This window comes from Streptomyces sp. NPDC022552 (assembly GCF_055561875.1).
Window position 1 is genome coordinate 201,196 of sequence record NZ_JBVHGJ010000014.1, and the last position, 20,686, is coordinate 221,881.

Annotated in this window: 18 protein-coding genes; 12 read left to right on the forward strand and 6 right to left on the reverse strand. The window is 72.9% G+C overall.

Annotated elements, in window-relative coordinates:
• Positions 1 to 85: 85 nt before the first annotated feature.
• Positions 86 to 1,144 (reverse strand): DNA integrity scanning diadenylate cyclase DisA, encoded by a 1,059-nt coding sequence (gene disA / locus ACZ3OF_RS29740; protein ID WP_329125588.1) that lies wholly within the window; start codon positions 1,142 to 1,144, stop codon positions 86 to 88.
• A gap of 312 nt (positions 1,145 to 1,456) precedes the next feature.
• On the reverse strand, positions 1,457 to 2,860 hold the full coding sequence (radA, locus tag ACZ3OF_RS29745) for a DNA repair protein RadA (protein WP_361442390.1): 1,404 nt from the start codon (positions 2,858 to 2,860) through the stop codon (positions 1,457 to 1,459).
• Positions 2,861 to 3,033: 173 nt separating this feature from the next.
• Here radA and ACZ3OF_RS29750 point away from each other — a divergent pair, with 173 nt between their 5' ends.
• Positions 3,034 to 4,755, forward strand: a complete 1,722-nt coding sequence (locus ACZ3OF_RS29750) for a BACON domain-containing protein (RefSeq protein WP_467307822.1) — start codon at positions 3,034 to 3,036, stop codon at positions 4,753 to 4,755.
• A gap of 43 nt (positions 4,756 to 4,798) precedes the next feature.
• Here ACZ3OF_RS29750 and ACZ3OF_RS29755 read toward each other — a convergent pair whose 3' ends face one another.
• A complete protein-coding gene (locus ACZ3OF_RS29755) occupies positions 4,799 to 5,653 on the reverse strand; it encodes a DUF3109 family protein (RefSeq protein ID WP_361676818.1) in 855 nt (284 codons plus the stop codon).
• 40 nt (positions 5,654 to 5,693) lie between these two features.
• Here ACZ3OF_RS29755 and ACZ3OF_RS29760 point away from each other — a divergent pair, with 40 nt between their 5' ends.
• From ACZ3OF_RS29760 to ilvD, 4 genes are all read left to right on the forward strand, one after another.
• A complete protein-coding gene (locus ACZ3OF_RS29760; protein WP_361676815.1) occupies positions 5,694 to 6,626 on the forward strand; it encodes a Ppx/GppA family phosphatase in 933 nt (310 codons plus the stop codon).
• A gap of 204 nt (positions 6,627 to 6,830) precedes the next feature.
• On the forward strand, positions 6,831 to 7,664 hold the full coding sequence (locus ACZ3OF_RS29765) for a sugar phosphate isomerase/epimerase family protein (RefSeq protein WP_361676812.1): 834 nt from the start codon (positions 6,831 to 6,833) through the stop codon (positions 7,662 to 7,664).
• On the forward strand, positions 7,661 to 8,290 hold the full coding sequence (locus ACZ3OF_RS29770) for a TetR/AcrR family transcriptional regulator (protein ID WP_361676811.1): 630 nt from the start codon (positions 7,661 to 7,663) through the stop codon (positions 8,288 to 8,290). The genes ACZ3OF_RS29765 and ACZ3OF_RS29770 overlap by 4 nt, the downstream gene beginning before the upstream one ends.
• Before the next feature lie 140 nt (positions 8,291 to 8,430).
• Positions 8,431 to 10,284, forward strand: a complete 1,854-nt coding sequence (ilvD, locus tag ACZ3OF_RS29775) for a dihydroxy-acid dehydratase (protein ID WP_361676808.1) — start codon at positions 8,431 to 8,433, stop codon at positions 10,282 to 10,284.
• 218 nt (positions 10,285 to 10,502) lie between these two features.
• On the opposite strand, the gene ACZ3OF_RS29780 is transcribed toward ilvD, so the two are convergent.
• A complete protein-coding gene (locus ACZ3OF_RS29780; RefSeq protein ID WP_467307826.1) occupies positions 10,503 to 12,683 on the reverse strand; it encodes a protein kinase domain-containing protein in 2,181 nt (726 codons plus the stop codon).
• Positions 12,684 to 12,839: 156 nt separating this feature from the next.
• Between ACZ3OF_RS29780 and ACZ3OF_RS29785 the strand changes: the two genes are divergently transcribed.
• The 6 genes from ACZ3OF_RS29785 to proC all read left to right on the forward strand — a co-directional run bounded on the left by ACZ3OF_RS29785 (position 12,840) and on the right by proC (position 17,524).
• Positions 12,840 to 13,154: a hypothetical protein gene (locus ACZ3OF_RS29785; protein WP_467307827.1), complete on the forward strand. Its 315-nt coding sequence runs from the start codon at positions 12,840 to 12,842 to the stop codon at positions 13,152 to 13,154.
• 33 nt (positions 13,155 to 13,187) lie between these two features.
• On the forward strand, positions 13,188 to 13,715 hold the full coding sequence (locus tag ACZ3OF_RS29790) for a hypothetical protein (protein WP_361676800.1): 528 nt from the start codon (positions 13,188 to 13,190) through the stop codon (positions 13,713 to 13,715).
• A gap of 64 nt (positions 13,716 to 13,779) precedes the next feature.
• Positions 13,780 to 14,964, forward strand: coding sequence for an NAD(P)/FAD-dependent oxidoreductase (locus ACZ3OF_RS29795; protein WP_467307830.1), 1,185 nt, complete (start codon positions 13,780 to 13,782; stop codon positions 14,962 to 14,964).
• A gap of 84 nt (positions 14,965 to 15,048) precedes the next feature.
• The gene (locus ACZ3OF_RS29800) at positions 15,049 to 15,843 is read left to right on the forward strand and encodes an ABC transporter ATP-binding protein (RefSeq protein ID WP_361676794.1); all 795 of its coding nucleotides are present in this window, start codon (positions 15,049 to 15,051) and stop codon (positions 15,841 to 15,843) included.
• Positions 15,840 to 16,577: an ABC transporter permease gene (locus ACZ3OF_RS29805; RefSeq protein ID WP_361676791.1), complete on the forward strand. Its 738-nt coding sequence runs from the start codon at positions 15,840 to 15,842 to the stop codon at positions 16,575 to 16,577. Before ACZ3OF_RS29800 ends, ACZ3OF_RS29805 begins: the two co-directional genes overlap by 4 nt.
• A gap of 137 nt (positions 16,578 to 16,714) precedes the next feature.
• The gene (gene proC / locus ACZ3OF_RS29810; protein WP_361676788.1) at positions 16,715 to 17,524 is read left to right on the forward strand and encodes a pyrroline-5-carboxylate reductase; all 810 of its coding nucleotides are present in this window, start codon (positions 16,715 to 16,717) and stop codon (positions 17,522 to 17,524) included.
• A 13-nt stretch (positions 17,525 to 17,537) separates the two neighbouring features.
• Here proC and ACZ3OF_RS29815 read toward each other — a convergent pair whose 3' ends face one another.
• Positions 17,538 to 18,128, reverse strand: a complete 591-nt coding sequence (locus ACZ3OF_RS29815; protein WP_361676785.1) for a cysteine hydrolase family protein — start codon at positions 18,126 to 18,128, stop codon at positions 17,538 to 17,540.
• A gap of 75 nt (positions 18,129 to 18,203) precedes the next feature.
• Between ACZ3OF_RS29815 and ACZ3OF_RS29820 the strand changes: the two genes are divergently transcribed.
• Positions 18,204 to 19,211, forward strand: coding sequence for a GlxA family transcriptional regulator (locus ACZ3OF_RS29820; protein ID WP_467307834.1), 1,008 nt, complete (start codon positions 18,204 to 18,206; stop codon positions 19,209 to 19,211).
• Here ACZ3OF_RS29820 and trpS read toward each other — a convergent pair.
• Positions 19,178 to 20,176: a tryptophan--tRNA ligase gene (gene trpS / locus ACZ3OF_RS29825; protein ID WP_361676779.1), complete on the reverse strand. Its 999-nt coding sequence runs from the start codon at positions 20,174 to 20,176 to the stop codon at positions 19,178 to 19,180. The genes ACZ3OF_RS29820 and trpS overlap by 34 nt on opposite strands.
• Positions 20,177 to 20,686 lie beyond the last annotated feature (510 nt).

Genomic DNA, 20,686 nt, shown 5'->3' on the forward strand with positions numbered 1-20,686 from the left:
TGCGGAAGGGGCCGTACGGGAATCTCCGTACGGCCCCTTCCGCGTACCAGGCCTTGGACGTGCCGCCGCTCAGGCGTACGTCTGCTCAGACGTACCGCTCCAGGATCGAGGACTCCGCGAGCCGGGACAGGCCCTCGCGGACGCTGCGCGCCCGGGCCTCGCCCACGCCGTCGACGGTCTGGAGGTCGTCGACGCTGGCCGCGAGCAGCTTCTGCAGACCGCCGAAGTGCTCCACGAGCCGTTCGATGATCGCGCCGGGCAGCCGCGGGACCTTGGCGAGGAGGCGGTAGCCGCGCGGGGAGACCGCGGAGTCGAGGGTCTCGGGGGAGCCGCTGTAGCCCAGGGCGCGTGCCACGATGGGGAGTTCGAGGAGCTCGGCGTGGGTGAGCGCGTCGAGCTCGGTCAGCGCCTCCGCGACCGTGCGCGAGCGCTTGGCCGTGGGCTCCGGCACGTAGTCCCGGATGACGAGCTCGCGCTCGGGCTCCACGCCGGCGATCAACTCGTCGAGCTGGAGCGAGAGAAGCCGGCCGTCGGTGCCGAGCTCGACGACGTACTCGGCGATCTCGGTGGCGATCCGGCGGACCATCTCCAGGCGCTGGGCTACGGCCGTGACGTCCCGGACGGTCACCAGGTCCTCGATCTCCAGCGCGGAGAGCGTGCCGGCGACCTCGTCGAGCCGGAGCTTGTACCGCTCCAGGGTCGCGAGGGCCTGGTTGGCGCGGGAGAGGATCGCGGCCGACTCCTCGAGGACCCGGCGCTCGCCGTTCACGTAGATGGCGATGAGCCGCATCGACTGCGAGACGGAGACCACCGGGAAGTTGCACTGCTTGGAGACCCGGTCCGCGGTGCGGTGGCGGGTGCCCGTCTCCTCGGTGTGGATGGAGGCGTCCGGCACGAGCTGGACCCCGGCCCGGTGGATCTTGGAGATGTCCTTGTCGAGGACGAGCCCGCCGTCGAGCTTGCACAGCTCACGCAGTCGGGTCGCGGTGAACTCCACGTCCAGCACGAAGCCGCCGGTGCACATCGAGTCCACCGTCTTGTCCATGCCGAGCACGATCAGACCGCCGGTGTTGCCCCGCAGAACGCGCTCGAGGCCGTCGCGCAGTGCGGTGCCGGGAGCGACCGCGCTGAGGGCCGCGCGCATCAGCGCTTCGTTCCCGTCCTTGGCTGCCACTGCTCTCCTCCGGCTCGTACGGATGGGCGAGACCAGGGCAAAGTCTAGCGACACCGCCCCGCGCCCCTCTGCCGCACGCCGGAGCGCACCCCTCGTCGGCCCGAGCGACCCTCCCGCGCCACCCTGCCGCGTTGCCGCTCACGGCCCCGGAACAGTGGCCTCCGCCGCCCCGGCGAGACGCCTGGCGGGACGCCCGGCGAGCCGGCCGGCGCGGCCCGGCGTGCCCCCCCGTTCGGCCCGGTGACGGCGACCCCGCCGCCCCCGCACCGCCCCGCTCCGTCCCTATCCCTGCTCGTCGCGGGCCGCGGCCGGCCTGCGGGTGCGGGGCAGCACTCTCAGCGCGTCCCCCATGTCCGCCACCTCCGTGACCTTCATGCCCGCCGGCACCTTCCCCGGGTCCCCGGGGACCAGCGCGTGCGTGAACCCGAGGCGGTGCGCCTCGGCCAGGCGCCGCTGCACGCCCGTGACCCGGCGGACCTCGCCCGCGAGCCCGACCTCGCCGATCGCGACGAGGTTCTTCGGGAGCGGCGTGTCGCTGGCGGCGGAGGCCAGGGCGAGGGCGATCGCCAGGTCGGCGGCGGGCTCGGAGAGCTTCACGCCGCCCACCGTCGCCGAGTAGATGTCCCGCTTGCCGAGCGCGCTGATCCGGCCGCGCTGCTCCAGGACGGCCAGCATCATCGAGACCCGGGAGGTCTCCAGGCCCGAGGTGGTGCGCCGGGGCGACGGGATCTGCGAGTCCACCGTCAGCGCCTGCACCTCGGCCACCAGCGGCCTGCGGCCCTCCAGGGTGACCGTCAGACAGGTCCCGGGCACGGCCACGTCGCGCCGGGTCAGGAAGAGCCCGGAGGGGTCGGCGAGGCCCGTGATCCCCTCGTCGTGCAGCTCGAAGCAGCCGACCTCGTCCGTCGCCCCGTACCGGTTCTTCACGCCACGGACCAGCCGCAGGCGCGCGTGCCGGTCGCCCTCGAAGCTCAGGACGACGTCGACCAGGTGCTCCAGGAGCCGCGGTCCGGCGATGGCACCGTCCTTGGTGACATGGCCGACCAGGAGCGTGGACATACCGCGCTCCTTGGAGGCCCGGATCAGCGCTCCGGCGACCTCGCGCACCTGGGCCATGCCGCCCGGCGCCCCGTCGATCTCCGGGGAGGCGACCGTCTGCACCGAGTCCATGATCAGGAGTGACGGCTTCACGGCGTCGAGGTGCCCGAGGACCGCGGACAGGTCGGTCTCGGCGGCCAGGTACAGATGGTCGTTGAGGGCCTTGATCCGGTCGGCGCGCAGCCGGACCTGGCTCGCGGACTCCTCGCCCGTGACGTACAGCGTGCGGTGTTCCTCGCTCGCGGCCTTCGAGGCGACGTCGAGCAGCAGCGTGGACTTGCCGACGCCTGGCTCGCCGGCGAGCAGCACGACCGCCCCGGGCACGAGCCCCCCGCCGAGGACCCGGTCCAGCTCGTCCACGCCCGTGGAGCGGGCGGTGGCCTGCCGGCCGTCGACCTGGCCGATCGGGAGCGCGGCGGTGGAGACGCGGCCGGCGGCGGTGGTACGGACAGCGGGCGCGCCGTACTCCTCGACCGTCCCCCAGGCCTGGCACTCGGGGCAACGACCGAGCCATTTGGCGGTCGTCCAACCGCATTCGGTGCAGCGGTAGGACGGCCGGTCCTTGGCGGATTTCGTACGGGCAGCCATGCGCCACACCGTAGCGGCCCCCACTGACAGCGGGCGCCCGGCCGGGAGCCCGCCGGACCCGCGGCAGCGGAACGCCGCCTTCCTGTCCCCTTTCGAGGGATACCTTCACCCGTAAGGATTAAAAGTGTTCAACCGGTACGAAGAGTCCCCTCTGCCTTGCCTACGGTCGCCAAGTGACGAGCAGCAGGCTGGTACCCCCCACCCACACAACCGGCGCACACCGGGCGCACCGGCGGGCGGCCGAAGGTCCCCGCACCCTCGGTCAGCACCCGCCCGCCCGCTACGAGGCGTATCTGGACGGTCTGTTCACCTACTGCCTCTCCGTGCTCTGCGACCACGACGCCGCGACCGCCGTCCTCGGCGACGTCCTCGCCGTCGCCGAGCGCCGGCGCGGCCGCTGTCCCTCCGACGAGGACGGACGCAAGGCCTGGCTCTACGCGCTCGCGCGCTGGGCCTGTCTGCGCAGCCTCGGCGAGCAGCGCCGCAGACGGCAGGGCGCGCACACCGGCCGCCCGGCCGTCGAGGAGCCGGAGCCGCCCCGGGTCTCCGAGAAGGTCGCCGAGCGCCGCCGCGCCGAACTGGCCCTGCTGGCCTGGCCGGAGGCCGCGGGCACCACGCCCGAGCAGCGCGAGGCGCTCGAACTCGCCGTCCGGCACGGCCTCGGGCACCGCGAGGTGGCCGCCGTGCTCTCCCTCGACGCGCTCGCCGCCCGCGAACTGCTCTCCTCGGCCGCCTGCGAGGTCGAGCGCACCCGCGCCGCGCTCGCGGTCGTCGAGACCGGGAACTGCCCCACCGTCGCCCGGCTCACCGGCGACCACCAGGTGCTGCTCTCCGCGACCCTGCGCGCCGAGCTCGTCCGCCATGTCGACGACTGCCCGCGCTGCCGCCGGGCCGCCGAGCGGGCGGGCGCGGGCGGCCCGTGGCCCGGTGCGGCCTCTCCCACCCCCGGCCGGCTCCCGCTGGTCGAGGCGCCGAGGGCGTCCGCGTACGTGGCGATGCTGCACGTCCCACGCGCGCGTGCCGTCGCTCCCCGTTTCGGGCCGGCCGGATTCCCCCTGGACCCCAAGGACCACGCGGCCCGCCGCGACCGGATGCGGGCCCGCGCGGTGACGACGACCGTCGTGGCGGCCGTGGTCGCGGCCCCGGTGCTCGCCCTGTGGGCCTCGTACCGCGGCGGCCCCGTCGGCGGCGAGGGCGGTCGCGCCGGTGCCCCGGTCACCGCGCACGAGGCGGACGACCCGGCGGGCCTGGACGGCTCCCCGTACGACCACTACGAGAACGCGGGCAACGCCCGCACCACCCCCGATCCGCGCTTCACCCAGGGCAGCATGTCCCCGGACGTCTCGGTCGAGGTGATCAGCCCCGGCGGGCCGGTGGGGCCGTCCCTGCCCGGTCAGGCCGGCCCCGGCCGGATCACGGTCGCGGCCCAGGGGAACGGCGGCACGACGCTGCTCACCCTCACCGCCTCCGGCGGCTCGCCCGTCGACTGGACGCTGTGGTCGGACGCGCCCTGGCTGTACGTGAGCCAGGCCTCGGGCACCCTGCGGCCCGGCGAGTCGGTGACGGTCCGGATCTCCGTGGACCACGCGCGCGAGCCGGCGGGGGCGTGGTCGGCCCGGGTCGGGGTGAACCCCTCGGGCGCCGTCGTACGGATCGACGGCCGCGGGAAGACCACCCCGCCGCCCCCGACGACGGAGGAGCCCCCGCCGACGACCGAGGAGCCGCCCCCGGCCACGGAGGAGCCGACGACGCCCCCGCCGACCACCGAGGAGCCGCCGCCGACCACGGAGGAGCCGACGACCCCTCCGCCGACGACGGAGCCGACCCCGACGACCGAACCCCCGACGTCCACGGACCCCGGGACGCCGAGCGGCTCGGACTCCCCGCCGTCCTAGCCTGGCCGCACGGCAGGTCTCCCACCCGGCTGTCGGTCGGCGCCTACGCCTGCGGCCCGGCCGGGTCCGCCGGGTGGGGAGCTACCAGCGGCAGCTGGGCGGCCAGCCGTGCCTCGCACAGCTCCACCAGCACGTCGTACGCCGCCTTGCCCATCAGCTCGGTCAGCTCGGGCCGGTACGTCACGTACACCGGCTCACCTGCCCCGTGCGCCGAGGTCGCCGACGTGCACCACCAGTGCAGGTCGTGGCCGCCCGGGCCCCAGCCCCGGCGGTCGTACTCGCCGATCGACACCTGAAGGACCCGGGTGTCGTCGGGCCGGTCGATCCACTCGTACGTCCGGCGCACCGGCAGCTGCCAGCAGACGTCCGGCTTGGTCTCCAGCGGCTCCTTGCCCTCCTTGAGGGCCAGGATGTGCAGCGAGCAGCCGGCGCCACCCGCGAAGCCGGGACGGTTCTGGAAGATGCAGGACCCCTCCCAGCGGCGGGTCTGCCGGTCGCCGTCCTCGTCGAGCTGCGTCCAGCCCGACTCCGTGCCGACGTCGTGGAACTGCCACAGCTCCGGCGTGAGCCGGTCCACGTGCGAGGCGACCCGCTTCTCGTCGTCCTCGTCGGAGAAGTGCGCGCCGAGCGTGCAGCAGCCGTCGTCGGCGCGGCCGGCCTGGATGCCCTGGCAGCCGCTGCCGAAGATGCACGTCCAGCGCGAGGTGAGCCAGGTCAGGTCGCAACGGAAGACCTGCTCGTCGTCCGCGGGGTCCGGAAACTCGACCCAGGCGCGCGGAAAGTCGAGGCCCTTCTCGTCCGGTTCGCCCGGGCCGGAGGTCCCGCCCTGCTTCTTGGAGGTCTTCTGAGCCTTGGCAGTGATGTCTTTGCCCGGCTTCGCCTTTTTCGTCTTTGGCACACGACAAGCGTATGCGGGTGGGAGCAGTAGCGTTCCGTCCATGAGACTCGGAGTCCTCGACGTCGGTTCGAACACAGTGCACCTGCTGGTGGTGGACGCCCACCCCGGCGCCCGCCCGCTGCCCGCCCACTCCCACAAGGCGGAGCTGCGGCTGGCGGAGCTCCTCGACGAGCACGGCGCCATCGCCCCGGGTGGGATCGAGCGGCTCATCGCGACCGTCCAGGGCGCGCTGCAGGCCGCCGAGGACAAGGGCTGCGAGGAGGTGCTGCCGTTCGCGACCTCCGCGGTGCGCGAGGCGACCAACGCCGACGCCGTCCTCGACCGTGTGAAGCGGGAGACGGGGATCGACCTCCAGGTCCTCACGGGCGACGAGGAGGCCCGGCTCACGTTCCTGGCCGCGCGCCGCTGGTTCGGCTGGTCCGCGGGCAAGCTCTTCCTCCTCGACATCGGCGGCGGCTCGCTGGAGATCGCGTACGGCATCGACGAGGAGCCGGACGCGGCGGTCTCACTCCCGCTCGGAGCCGGCCGGCTGACGTCGGGCTGGCTGCCGGGCGACCCGCCCGACTCGGCCGACGTCCGGGCGCTGCGCCGCCACGCGCGCGCCCAGATCGCCCGTACGGTCGGAGAATTCAGCCGCTTCGGCAAGCCCGATCATGTCGTGGCCACGTCCAAGACCTTCAAGCAGCTCGCCCGGATCGCCGGATCGCCCGGCTCCGAGAGGGGGCTCTACCTGCGGCGCGTCATGACCCGCGCGTCCCTGGAGGAGTGGGTCCCCAAGCTCAGCGCCATGAGCGCCGAACAGCGCGCAGGACTCCCGGGCGTGTCGGTGGGCCGCGCGCCCCAGCTGCTCGCGGGCGCGCTGGTGGCCGAGGGCGCGATGGACCTCTTCGGCGTCGACGAGCTGGAGATCTGCCCCTGGGCGCTGCGCGAGGGTGTGATCCTGCGCCGCCTGGACCACCTGCCGGAGGAGTAGACCGAAGGGAGTACCGGCCTGCTCCACGCGCGCGTGGAGCGGGACCGGAGGGAACGCGGTCCCCACGCGCGCGTGGGGGCCCTCGTGTCCCGCCTCCGCGCCCCGCCTCCGCGCCTCGTGCCCCGCCCTCCCCGCGCCCCGTCGCGACCGAGGGTGACGGGAACCACCTCCCCGGCCACCGCCCCGCCCCGTACCCTGTCCTTCGTGGCAGAACCAGTGGTGCGCATCCCGGATGCGAAGGTCGCCCTGTCGACGGCCTCGGTCTATCCGGAGTCGACGGCGACGGCCTTCGAGATCGCCGCGCGCCTCGGTTACGACGGTGTCGAGATCATGGTGTGGACCGATCCGGTCAGCCAGGACATCGAGGCCCTGCGCCGCCTCTCGGACTATCACCAGGTCCCGATCCTCGCCGTTCACGCGCCCTGTCTGCTGATCACGCAGCGCGTCTGGTCCACGGATCCCTGGGTCAAGCTCCAGCGCGCCCAGGCGGCCGCGGAGAAGCTCGGCGCCTCCACGGTCGTCGTCCACCCGCCGTTCCGCTGGCAGCGCCAGTACGCCCGTGACTTCGTCAACGGCATCTGGCGGATGGCCGACGAGACGGACGTCCGGTTCGCCGTCGAGAACATGTACCCCTGGCGGTACAAGGACCGCGAGATGCTCGCGTACGCCCCCGAGTGGGACGTCACCAAGGACGACTACCGCCACTTCACGGTCGACCTGTCGCACACCGCGACCGCCCGTACGGACGCCCTCGCCATGATCGACCGCATGGGCGACCGGCTGGGCCATGTCCACCTCGCCGACGGCAAGGGCTCGGCCAAGGACGAGCACCTGGTCCCCGGCCGCGGCAACCAGCCCTGCGCGGAGGTCCTGGAGAAGCTGGCGCGCACCGGCTTCGACGGCCATGTGGTCGTCGAGGTCAACACCCGGCGGGCGATGTCGGCGGCCGAACGCGAGGCCGACCTCGCGGAGGCCCTCGCCTTCACCCGGCTGCACCTGGCCTCCGCCGCAAAGTCCTCCCGAGTGCGCCGCTCATGACGGAACCGGCCCCGGCCCCGCGCCGCCGCGGCCGCCCCTCCCGTACCGAGGAGGAGAGCGGGCCCGGCGCCCGGGAACGGATCCTGGACGCCGCCCGCGCGCAGTTCGCCGAGCGCGGCTACGACAAGACCTCCGTGCGCGGCATCGCCAAGGCGGCCGACGTGGACCCGGCGCTCGTGCACCACTACTTCGGTACGAAGGACGAGGTCTTCGCCGCCGCGATCGAGGTCTCCTTCGAGCCCGCGGTCGTCCTCCCCGCGATCCTCGGCGGGTCCCTCGACGGCATCGGCGAGCGGCTCGCCCGCTACTTCATCGGCGTCTGGGAGAACCCGGTCAGCCGCGCCCCGCTCCTCGCGATCATCCGCTCCGCGCTCACCCACGAGGCGGCGGCCAAGGTGCTGCGCGGCTTCGTCCTGCGCCGGCTCCTGGAGCGGATCGCCGCGGACCTCGACGTACCGGAGCCGAAGTTCCGCGCGGAGCTCGCCGCCTCCCACATGATCGGGATCGCGATCCTGCGGTACGTCATCAAGGTCGAGCCGATGGCCTCCGCCGATCCGGAGGAGATCGTGGCCCACGTCGCCCCGACGCTCCAGCGCTATCTCACGGACCCGTCACCGAAGTCCTGACCCGAGCCCGCGCCGAACGCGCCCCGCGGGCCTGACCGAAGGCTGAACAGCGCGTCCGGCATGCGGACAGCCCGTCCAGATCTTGGTCGCTCGGCGTACGCTCGACAGCAAGCACATCCATCACTGAGGAGCGAGCGACGATGCCCGAGCTGAGGTCCCGCACTGTCACCCACGGCCGCAACATGGCGGGCGCACGCGCCCTTATGCGCGCCTCCGGTGTACCCGGCGCGGACATCGGCCGGAAGCCGATCATCGCGGTGGCGAACTCCTTCACGGAGTTCGTCCCGGGCCACACCCACCTCCAGCCGGTCGGCCGGATCGTCTCCGAGGCCATCACCGCCGCCGGTGCCATCCCGCGCGAGTTCAACACGATCGCCGTCGACGACGGCATCGCGATGGGCCACGGCGGCATGCTGTACTCCCTGCCCTCCCGCGACCTGATCGCGGACAGCGTGGAGTACATGGTCGAGGCCCACTGCGCCGACGCCCTGATCTGCATCTCCAACTGCGACAAGATCACCCCCGGCATGCTGAACGCCGCCCTGCGGCTCAACATCCCGACGGTCTTCGTCTCCGGCGGTCCGATGGAGTCCGGCAAGGCCACGCTGGTCGACGGCACGGTCCGTACGCTCGACCTGGTCGACGCGATCTCCGACGCGGTCAACGACAAGATCTCGGACGAGGACATCCTCCGAATCGAGGAGAACGCCTGTCCGACCTGCGGTTCCTGTTCCGGCATGTTCACCGCCAACTCGATGAACTGCCTGACCGAGGCCATCGGCCTCTCCCTCCCCGGCAACGGCTCGGTCCTCGCCACCCACACGGCCCGCAAGGCGCTGTACGAGAACGCGGCGCGCACGGTCGTCGACATCACCCGTCGCTACTACGACGAGGACGACGACTCGGTCCTGCCGCGTTCCGTCGCCACCCGCGCGGCCTTCGAGAACGCCATGGCCCTGGACATCGCCATGGGCGGCTCGACCAACACGATCCTGCACCTGCTGGCCGCCGCCCAGGAGGCCGAGCTGGACTACGGCCTGTCCGACATGGACGAGGTCTCGCGCCGTGTGCCGTGCCTGGCCAAGGTCGCGCCGAACGTGGCGCCCGGCGGCACGTACTACATGGAGGACGTGCACCGCGCCGGTGGCATCCCGGCCATCCTGGGCGAGCTGTACCGCGCGGGTCTCCTCAACGAGGACGTGCACACGGTCCACTCCCGCTCCATCAAGGAGTGGCTGGGGACCTGGGACGTGCGCGGCGGCTCCCCGTCCGCGGAGGCCGTCGAGCTGTGGCACGCGGCGCCCGGCTGCGTCCGCTCGGCGACCGCCTTCTCGCAGTCCGAGCGCTGGGACTCCCTGGACACGGACGCGGCCGGCGGCTGCATCCGCGACGCGGCCCACGCGTACTCGAAGGACGGCGGACTGGCGGTCCTGCGCGGCAACCTGGCCGTCGACGGCTGCGTCGTGAAGACGGCCGGCGTGGACGAGTCGATCTGGACCTTCGAGGGCCCGGCCGTCGTCTGCGAGTCGCAGGACGAGGCCGTCGAGAAGATCCTCAACAAGCAGATCACCGACGGCGACGTGGTCGTCATCCGCTACGAGGGTCCGCGCGGCGGCCCGGGCATGCAGGAGATGCTCTACCCGACCTCCTTCCTTAAGGGCCGGGGCCTGGGCAAGACCTGCGCGCTGGTGACGGACGGCCGCTTCTCGGGCGGTACGTCGGGCCTGTCGATCGGTCACGCGTCGCCGGAGGCGGCGTCGGGCGGGACGATCGCGCTGGTCGAGGACGGCGACCGGATCCGTATCGACATCCCGAGCCGCTCGATCGAGCTGCTCGTCGACGACGCCACGCTGGCGGCCCGTCATGAGGCGCTGGGCGGGGTCTACGCCCCGAAGAACCGGCAGCGGAAGGTCTCGGCGGCGCTGCGGGCGTACGCGGCGATGGCGACGAGCGCGGACAAGGGCGCGGTCCGGGACGTGACGAAGCTGGCCTGACCCGGCCGTACGAAGCCGGCCCGACCGGTCGGCACAGCGGGAACACGTGGAGAACGGACGCGGGGAGCGGGCGGAGACGCCGCTCCCCGCGTCCGCGCGCGTGCGCCACGATCACTGCCCCGGTTCGTCCTCCCGGCCCGGGTTCGTCCTCCCGGCCCGGGGTCGGAACCCGTGGCCGACCGGACGCGGGGACGTACCGCCCGGGCAGCGGCCGTCCGTCACCAGTCCGCCGGGTCCCGCCCGTCCACGGCGAACACGGACCCGTCCGGCGCGGTCCCGAAGACCTTCTCCCCGGCGACGACGGGCGCGGGCACGGTCGTCGTGTATCCGAGCCGCCCGTCCCGCAGCCGTGGCGGGGTCTGCCCGAGCAGCGCCCCGCGCCCGGTGTCGACGGCGAGCAACCGCCCGTCGGCCACGGAGAGATAGAGCCGCTCGCCGGGCCCGAGCACAGGTGCCGAGACGTACCCCGCGGCGGTGTCCAGCTCCCACAGAACGCGACCGGGCGGTCCGGCGGAGGTGTCGACGGCCGTCAGGTGGCCGGCCTGGTCGAGGAGGTACACGGTGTCGCCGCGCACGGCGAACCGCGGGTCGTAGAGCCGTACCTGCAACGGGGTGCGGTGGACGAAGCGGTCGGCGGGGTCGTAGCGCACCAGGGCGTCGACCTCCATGCCGCGGTGGTGCGAGGCCAGGATCAGCGAACCGTCCTCGGCCTGCCCGATCGGTGCGAGGTGACCCTCCAGACGCCGCTGCCACACCACCTCGCCGGTCGCGGGGCGCAGCGCGGCCACACGGGTGCGGCTTCCGTCGGCCGAGGCCTCGGAGACGGTCACGAGGCCGGTGCGGGCCTCGTAGGGGCCCAACTGGGGTGCCGTGAAGCCAGGGAGGCCGTGCCGCCAGAGCTGCTGTCCGGTGGAGCTGTCGACGGCCCGGATCCCGCCGGTCCCGGTGGACAGGACGACGGCGGCCCCCGCGCTCTCGCTCCGTTCGGCGAGGGCCGCGCCGGTGTGCCAGCCGGGTGCGCCGTCGGTGGCCGCGTACGTGCGCAGCGGGCCGTTCGGCGAGGGGACGGCGACAAGTCCTCCCGGCAGCACGGACGGCGGGAACGCGACGGGCGGTGCGGACGGGTTCCCGCCGGCGGCGGCCGGGTGCGACCACACGATCTGCCCGGTCCGCGGGTCGAGCCGGGCGGCGGCGGTGCCCCCGCCCGTGCAGTACAGGGCACCTGCGCCATGGGCACAGGTCGGCGCGGACGGCTCGCCGTCCTTCCGCAGGACCGTCTGCCAGCCGTCGAAGACGGCTGCCGCCTCTGCCGGAGCCGGCCGGGGCGCCGGGTCCTCGCCACCGGCGCGCAGCGCCACGAACGCCCCGCCCGCGGCGAGGACGGCGAGCACGGCGGCGGCCACGACCGACGACCGCCGTCGTCGACGGGCGCGCGGCGCCGGGACACGTACGGGCGTGTCCGCGTCCCACGCCCCGCCCGTCCCGGAGGTGCCGGATGTTCCGGCCGCGTCCCGGAGGTGGTCGGGCAGTGTGGGCGGTCGCCGCTGCGCGGGTATGAAGGCCGCCGCCTCGTACGAGGGCGGCAACAGCGCCGCCATGATCTCGGCCGGAGTCGGGCGCTCCGCGGGCTCCTTGGCCAGACAGCGCGCCACGAGCGGAGCCAGCGCCTCCGGAATGCCCGTCAGATCCGGCTCGTCGTGGACGACCTGGTAGGCGACGATGTACGGACTGTCGGAGTCGAACGGACCGTGCCCGGTGGCCGCGTGCACCAGTACGGAACCGAGCGCGAAGACGTCCGCCGCCGGGCCGACCTCGCGGGGCCGCTGGAACTGCTCCGGCGCCATGAACGGCGGCGACCCGATCAACTTCCCGGTCTCCGTGCGCAGATCGCTGTCGACCGGCCGGGAGATGCCGAAGTCGATGACCTTCGGCCCGGTGTCGGTGAGCAGGACGTTGCTCGGCTTGAGGTCGCGGTGGACGACACCGGCGCGGTGGATGTCGCGCAGGGCCTCGGCGAGCCCGGCCGTCAGCCGGCGCAGTTCGGCGGGGGAGAGGGGCCCGTTCCGCTTCACCTGGTCGGCGAGGGTGGGCCCGGGGACGTAGAGCGTGGCCATCCAGGGGCGTTCGGCATCGGGGTCCGCGTCCACGACGGGTGCGGTGAAGGCTCCGCTCACCCGGCGCGCGGCGGCCACCTCCTGGCGGAACCGGGCCCTGAACTCCGGGTCCTCCGCGTACTGTCCGTGCACCACCTTGACAGCGAGCCGCAGCCCGGAGGCGGAGCTGGCCAGATGGACCACGCCCATGCCGCCGGAGCCGAGGCAGGCCTGGAGACGGTACTCGCCCGCGTACTCGGGCTCTTCCGCGTCCCGGTCGGCACCGGTTCTTCGCAACGGCGGCATCGCCCACCCCCGTGTGGTCCCCGTCGAGTTCGCGCGCGTGCGCGACGCACGGAGCCTAGTCGATGGCGCCCGGGATGTCGGTGGGGCTTGCTAGCCTGCGCGTCGCAGAGAGTGAATCGCATCGGAGCGCTTTGCTCCACGGGGGAGGACGACGCCATGGGCGTGGACGAGACGACGACGGAAGCGGCGACAGCCGAGCTGGACGCGGTGGCCGCGATGAGCGGGACGCGGTACCCGGTCGCGCCGGGGGTGCGCGTCAATGTCCGCTCCGGCCCGGGTACGCGGTACGCGGTGGTACGGATCCTGCCCGCGGGCTCCTGGGTGGCGATCCGCTGCCAGACGCCCGGCCAGACGGTCACCGGCCCGTACGGCACGACGAAGATCTGGGACAACATCGCGGCCGGGGAGTTCATCTCCGACGCGTACGTGAAGACGGGGAGTGACGGGTACGTCGCGCCGCGCTGCGGCTGACCCTTCCCTCCTCGCCCGGGGATAATCGACACCGTGAGCGACGACGACCAGACCGCCGAGCCCCGCAGCGCCGAGCCCGGCTCCACCCCCGCCGGACCCCAGCCCGAGGAGATCCGCTTCTTCGGGACGACCTGGGTGGAGCACGACGGGCACTACGGGCTGCGCCGCGCCGGTGTCGCCGTCGGGGCCCTCGTCGCCGCCGCGGCGGGCTGCTTCGTGCTGCGGTTCGCCTACCAGGGTCTGGAGATCGCCGAGGTCGGCGGTTTCGTGAACCTGCTCGTGGTGCTCATGTTCGCGATCTGCAGCGCCATCGCCTTCCGCAAGACCTGGGAGGGCTTCGTCCGCCGCCCGGCCGACCCGGCCCGCGAGGACGCGCTGCGCAGCCTGAAGATGATCGGCTTCATCGGCTCGCTCCTCGCCTACTTCTTCCGCAGCCTCTCCGAGGCGCCGGGCGAGAAGCTGCGCCGCACCGAGTACGAGACGGCCCGCAGCCAGTACGAGAAGCGGCGCGGCGCCCGGACGGGCAACCCGGCGGCGCGCAAGAAGCCCAAGCGCAGGTAACACGCGCGGGCGGCGACGCCGGCGCCCATGTCACATTCCGAGGGGGCCGCGCCGTCCCCCTCGTATGGAGACGACACCGAAGCACCACGGCCCGCACACCCCAGCCACCACCCGCGTCCTGGTCCTGGGCGCCGGCTACGCCGGGCTCATGGCCGCACTGCGCCTCGCCCCGCACGCCCACGTCACGCTCGTCGACCCGGCCGACCGGTTCACCGAACGCGTACGGCTCCACGAGTGCGCCGCCGGCCGCCCCGACGTCACCCACCCCCTCGCCCGCTTCCTGCACCGTACGGGGATCGAGCACATCGCGGCCCGGGCCACCGCCCTCGATCCGAAGGGCCGCCTGGTCTCGACCGACGACGGCCGCAGCCTGCCGTACGACCGGCTCGTCTACGCCCTCGGCAGCCGCACCAGCCTCCCGGGCGGCGGCGCCACGGAGGTCGCCGACGGTGCCGGGGCCCGTGCCCGCGACGGTGCCGGCACTCGTGCCGTCCACACCGCCGAGACAGCGCCCGAACTCCACAAGCACCTCCAGGACCGCCCCGGCTCCGTCGCCGTCGTCGGCGGCGGGCTCACCGGCATCGAGATGGCCGCCGAACTCGCCGAGACCTACGGCCCCGCCGGCACGCCCGTCCGCCTGCTGACCGCCCTCCGCCTCGGCCAGGGCCTCGCGCCCCGCGGCGCCGCCCATGTCCGCTCGGTCCTGCGCGCACGGGGCGTGCGGATCGAGGAAGGCCACCGGGTCGCCCACCCCGACGACGTCGACGCCGCCGTCGTCGTCTGGGCGGCCGCGCTGGCGCCCAACGCCGAACTCGCCGCCTCCGCCGGCCTCAGCCTCGCCCCCTCGGGCCGAATCGCCGTCGACGCCTCCCTGCGCTCGGTCTCCCACCCGGACATCTACGTCCCCGGAGACGCGGGCGCCGCCGTCACCCCCACCGCCGGAGCGCTCCGGATGGCCTGCGCCACCGCGCTGCCGACGGGCGCCCACGCGGCGAAGTCGATCATCGGCGAGCTCAGGGGCGAGGAGCCCGCGCCCCTGAGCTTCGGCTACCTCATCCAGTGCGTCAGCCTCGGCCGCCATGACGGCCTGGTCCAGTTCGTCCGCCCTGACGACTCCCCGCGCGAACGTCTCCTCACCGGCCGGGCCGCCGCCGCCACGAAGGAGCAGATCGTCCGCTCGACGGTCCGCTTCCTCCGTCTGGCGGCCCGCCGTCCGTCCCTGGTCCGCTTCATCCCCGGGATCGGCTGACCCCTCCCGGAGCGCTGCCGAAGACGCCACGGGGGTCGGGCACAACGCTTGACGCTCCGACCCCCCGAGAGCATTATTCAACGCATGATGAATTACTCGGAAGGGGGCTCCGCCCCGGCGATCGTGGCGCGCGGCCTCACCGTCGTACGGGGCGACCGCACCGTCCTGCGCGACCTCGACTTCGTCGTACCCACAGGCCGGATCACCGGCCTCCTCGGCCCCTCCGGCTGCGGGAAATCCACCCTGATGCGCGCGATCGTCGGCACCCAGGCCCACGTCACCGGCACCCTCGACGTCCTCGGCCGCCCGGCGGGCGACGCCTCCCTGCGCTCCCGCATCGGCTACGTCACCCAGGCGCCGTCCGTCTACGACGACCTCACCGTCCGCCAGAACCTCGACTACTTCGCCGCCGTCCTCCTCCCGGGCCGCGCCCACCGCGAAGACCGACGCGCCGCCGTCGCCCGCGCCATCGACGACGTCGACCTCGCCTCGCACGCCGACTCCCTGGCCGGCCGCCTCTCCGGCGGCCAGCGCAGCCGCGTCTCCCTCGCCGTCGCCCTCCTCGGCACCCCGGAAGTCCTCGTCCTCGACGAACCCACCGTCGGACTCGACCCCGTCCTCCGCCGCGACCTCTGGAACCTCTTCCACCGCATCGCCGCCGAGCGGGACGCCGCCCTGCTCGTCTCCTCCCACGTCATGGACGAGGCCGAGCGCTGCCACCGGCTGCTCCTCATGCGCGAGGGCGAGATCCTCGCCGAGGACACCCCCGAAGCCCTGCGCCGCCGCAACGACACCGCCACGGTCGAAGAGGCCTTCCTCCACCTCGTCGACGCCGCCGACGCACGCGCGGCCGTACCCGCCCAGGAGCCCCAGCGATGAGCAGCGCCCGCACCCTCGCCACCGCCGCCCGAGTCCTGCGCCAACTGCGCCACGACCCGCGCTCGATCGCCCTGATGCTCCTCGTCCCGTGCCTGATGCTGCTTCTGCTCCGGTACGTCTTCGACGGCAGCCCGCAGACCTTCGACAACATCGGAGCCTCGCTGCTCGGCATCTTCCCGCTGATCACCATGTTCCTGGTGACCTCGATCGCCACCCTGCGCGAACGCACCTCCGGCACCCTGGAACGCCTGCTCGCCATGCCGCTGGGCAAGGGCGACCTCATCGCCGGCTACGCCCTCGCCTTCGGACTCCTCGCCATCGTCCAGTCCGTCCTCGCCACCGGACTCGCCCTCGGCGTCCTCGGACTCGACGTCGTCGGCTCGCCCTGGCTCCTCCTCCTCGTCGCGCTCCTCGACGCCCTCCTCGGCACCGCCCTCGGCCTCTTCGTCTCGGCCTTCGCCGCCTCCGAGTTCCAGGCCGTCCAGTTCATGCCGGCGGTGATCTTCCCCCAGCTGCTCCTCTGCGGCCTCTTCATCGCGCGCGACCGGATGCAGCCCGTCCTCGAAGGGATCTCCGACGTGCTGCCCATGTCGTACGCCGTCGACGGCATGAACGAGGTCCTCCGCCACCCCGACATCACCGGCGACTTCATCCGCGACGCCCTCGTCGTCGCCGGCTGCGCCGTACTCGTCCTCGCCCTCGGCGCGGCCACCCTCCGCCGCCGCACCGCCTGACGTGCCCCCGGGGGCGTACCGCCCCTCGGACGCCCCCACCGCACGAACCCCCACGGTGCGAGGATGTCCATGCGTGTGAACGAACCGTTCACACGGATGGACAAGGCACATGCCCTTCCGGCGAGGTGAACAGAGCCATGACCCAGACCGTCGCAGTCCTCGGCACCGGCAAGATCGGTGAAGCGCTCCTCAGCGGCATGATCCGGGCCGGCTGGCGCCCCGCCAACCTCCTGGTCACCGCCCGCCGCACCGAGCGCGCCGAAGAACTGCGCGCCCGCTACGGAGTCGAGGCGGTCACCAACGCCGAGGCCGCCAAGCGCGCCGACACCCTCATCCTCGCCGTGAAGCCCCAGGACATGGGCCGCCTCCTCGACGAGCTGGCCCCCCACGTCGCCGTCGACCGCCTCGTCATCAGCGCCGCCGCCGGTATCCCCACCTCCTTCATCGAGGAGCGGCTCGCCACCGGCACACCCGTCGTCCGCGTCATGCCCAACACCCCCGTCCTCGTCGACGAAGGCATGTCCGTGATCTCCGGCGGCAGCCACGCCACCCCCGAGCACCTCGTCCACGCCGAGGAGATCTTCGGCGGCGTCGGCAAGACCCTCCGCGTCCCCGAGTCCCAGCAGGACGCCGCCACCGCCCTCTCCGGCTCCGGCCCGGCCTACTTCTACTTCCTCGTCGAGGCCATGACCGACGCCGGCATCCTCCTCGGCCTCCCCCGCGCCCAGGCCCACGACCTGATCGTCCAGGCCGCCATCGGCGCCGCCGTGATGCTCCGCGACAGCGGCGAACACCCCGTCAAGCTCCGCGAGGCCGTCACCTCCCCGGCCGGCACCACCATCAGCGCCATCCGCGAGCTGGAGAACCACGGCGTACGGGCCGCCCTCATCGCCGCACTGGAAGCCGCCCGCGACCGCAGCCGCGAGCTCGCCTCCGGCAACGGCTGACCGCCCGCCGGCCTTAGGCGGCCGCCGCGCCCTTCAGCACGTCCTCCGTCGACACGACCCGGGCGAACCCCCCGCCCTGCAGTGACACCGCCGTCGCCCGGGTCAGCTCCTCCGCCGTCGCCGCCCACCCGAACGGCCCCTCCAGGTCGAACGTGTGCATCGCGTCCAGCGGAAACACCACGTCGTACCCGAGGTTGCCGCCCATCCGCGCCGTCGTCTCGTTGCACATGTTCGTCTGGATGCCGACGATCACGATCTGCGCGATGCCCTCGCCCTTCAGCCACACATCCAGCGACGGCTCCCCGTAGAACGCCGAGTTCACCCCTTTCGTCACCAGCAGCTCCCGCCCGCTCCCCTTCCCCCTGCGCTCCTCGACGAAGTCCTTGAACTCGTTCCCCCTGTGCCCGACCCGCAGGGGCGACCGCGACTCGGCCGGCGAGTCGTGCCGTACGAACACGACCGGCCGTCCCGTCTCCTGCCACAGGTCGATGAGCGCCGCGATGTTCCCCTCGGCGGCGGGATTGTTCCGCTTCCCCCAGTGCTCCTCCTCGAACCCCTTCTGTACGTCGACGACAACCAGCGCTGCGTTCTCCGTGATCTCCATGCCTCCGATGTTGCCGCCCCCGGGCCATGCCACCCAGAGGGGAGAAAGTCAGCGATCGATGGTTTACTGCCACCCATGCCGATGCCGACGATCCACGCGGAGTCCCGACGCATCGCCCTGATGGCCTTCCCCGGCATCCGCGCCTTCGACGTCTCGGTCATCACCGAGGTCTGGGGCAGCGAACGCCACATCCGTGGTGTCCCTCCCTTCGAACTCCGCCGCGTCGCCGCCGAGCCGGCCACCCCCGTCTCCCTCCGCGGTGGCCTCACCCTCACCCCCGACCGCCCCCTCTCCTGGCTCGACCAGGCCGACCTCGTCCTGGTCCCCGGCATCGAGGACCCCGACGCCGAGACCCCGGCCCCCGTGCTCGAAGCCCTCCGCCAGGCCCACGCCGCCGGAACCCCCGTCGCCTCCCTCTGCGCGGGCGCCTTCGTCCTGGCCCAGGCCGGGCTGCTGGACGGCCGACGCGCGGTCACCCACTGGCACCTCGCCCCGACCCTCGCCGCCCGGCACCCCCAGGTCACCGTCGAACCCGACGCCCTCTACATCGAGGACTCCGGCATCTGGACCTCCGCCGGCACCGCCGCCGGCATCGACCTCTGCCTCCATCTCATCCGCACCGCCCACGGCGCCGAGGCCGCAGCCTCGATCGCCCGCTCGATGGTCACCGCCCCCTTCCGCACCGGCACCCAGGCCCAGTTCATCGAGCACCCCACACCCCGAGCAGACCGCGACGCCGACGCCCTGGCCGCCGTCCGCTCCTACGCCCTCGCCCACCTCGACGAACCGCACACCGTCGCAAGCCTGGCCGCCCGCGCCGGTATGTCCCCGCGCACCTTCGCCCGCCACTTCCACGCCACCACCGGCACCACCCCCCTGCACTGGCTCATCACCCAGCGCGTCACCGCCGCCCAGAAACTCCTCGAACTCACCGACCACCCCCTCCCCGAAGTCGCCCGCCGCGCGGGCTTCGGCAGCGAGGTCACGATGCGCCAGCACTTCGCCTCGCACCTCGCCACCAACCCGCGCGACTACCGCAACGCCTTCCGTCACACGGCAGGCATCAACCCGACCGCCCGATAGGCCCGGTCCACCAACGGCCGCGCCATCCCCCGGGCCCGCTCGGCCCCGTCCCGTAGCACCTGATCCACGTATCCCGGATCGGCCGCCAGCTCCGCGTGCCGCTCCCGCACCGGCCGCAGCAGCTCGACCACCGCGTCCGCCGTGTCCCGCTTCAAGGATCCGTACGACTCATATACACCGGCCAGGGCTTCCGGGTTCCCACCCGTCGCTGAGGCCAGCAGATCGAGCAGATTCGCGACCCCCGGCCGGCCCTCCCGGTCGTACACGACATCCCGCCCGCTGTCCGTCACCGCGCGCATGATCTTCCGGCGCACGGTCACCTCGTCGTCCAGCAGATAGACGATCCCCGCCGCGTTCTCGTGCGACTTCCCCATCTTCGAACCCGGGTCCTGGAGATCCATGACCCGAGCCGCCACCGCGGGATGCGTCGCCCTCGGCACCGTGAACACATGCCCGTACCGCTGGTTGAACCGCACCGCCAGATCCCGGGTCAGCTCCACATGCTGCGTCTGGTCCTCACCGACCGGCACTTCGTCCGTCCCGTAGGCCAGGATGTCCGCCGCCATCAGCACCGGATACGTGAGCAGCGACAGCCGCACACCCTGCCCGGCCGCCACCGCCCGCGCGCCCTTCTCCTTGTACTGGATCATCCGCCGCAGCTCGCCGTCCGTGGCCGTGCACTCCAGCAGGTACGAGAGCCGGGCGTGCTCGTCCACATGGCTCTGGACGAAGAGGGTGCACAGCTTCGGGTCGAGGCCGGCCGCCAGCAACAGCGTGGCCGCCTGCCGGCTCAGCCGCAGCACGCGAGCCGGGTCGTGCTCGACGGTCAGCGCGTGCAGATCCACGACGCTGAAGAGCGAGTCCGACCGGTGCTGGCCCTCCTCCACCCACCGCCGTACGGCACCGAGGTAGTTGCCCAGGGTCAGATGTCCGGTCGGCTTGATCCCGCTGAAGATCCGCTTCATCGTGTCGTTCTCCCTCTCTCCTGTGCGCCGACCCGTCGGCCGCACTCCCGGAGGGGGATACGCGAACGGCCGCCGAGTCGGCGGCCGCTGAGTGCATGCGTCAGTAGGGGCCGCCCTGTCAGGCGGCCCACCACTGAGTCGTGTGCGCATGCGTGGTCATACGGAGAGGCTACGCCCGAGGACGGGGGTTGACACGGGATTCCCCGATACGTAGTGTTCTCCGAGTTGTCCGACGTGAGCACCGACCCCGGTCGGCCCCGGACAGCCATTCCGCAAGATCCACTACCAGCTGATGGTGCTTTGTCGTGCCGTCACGCTTTCCGTGCGTTTTTGCGAAATGAGGAATCCGTGTTCGAAGGTTTGAGCGCGAACCCCCGATTAGCGTCGGGGGCGAGGAATCCGCTAAAGTCTCACTCGTCGGAACGGCCCAACAGCCGCGAAGACAACTCCCGCTGACTGGGAATCAGGCCCGAAAGGATCTGATAGAGTCGGAACCGCCGGAAAGGGAAA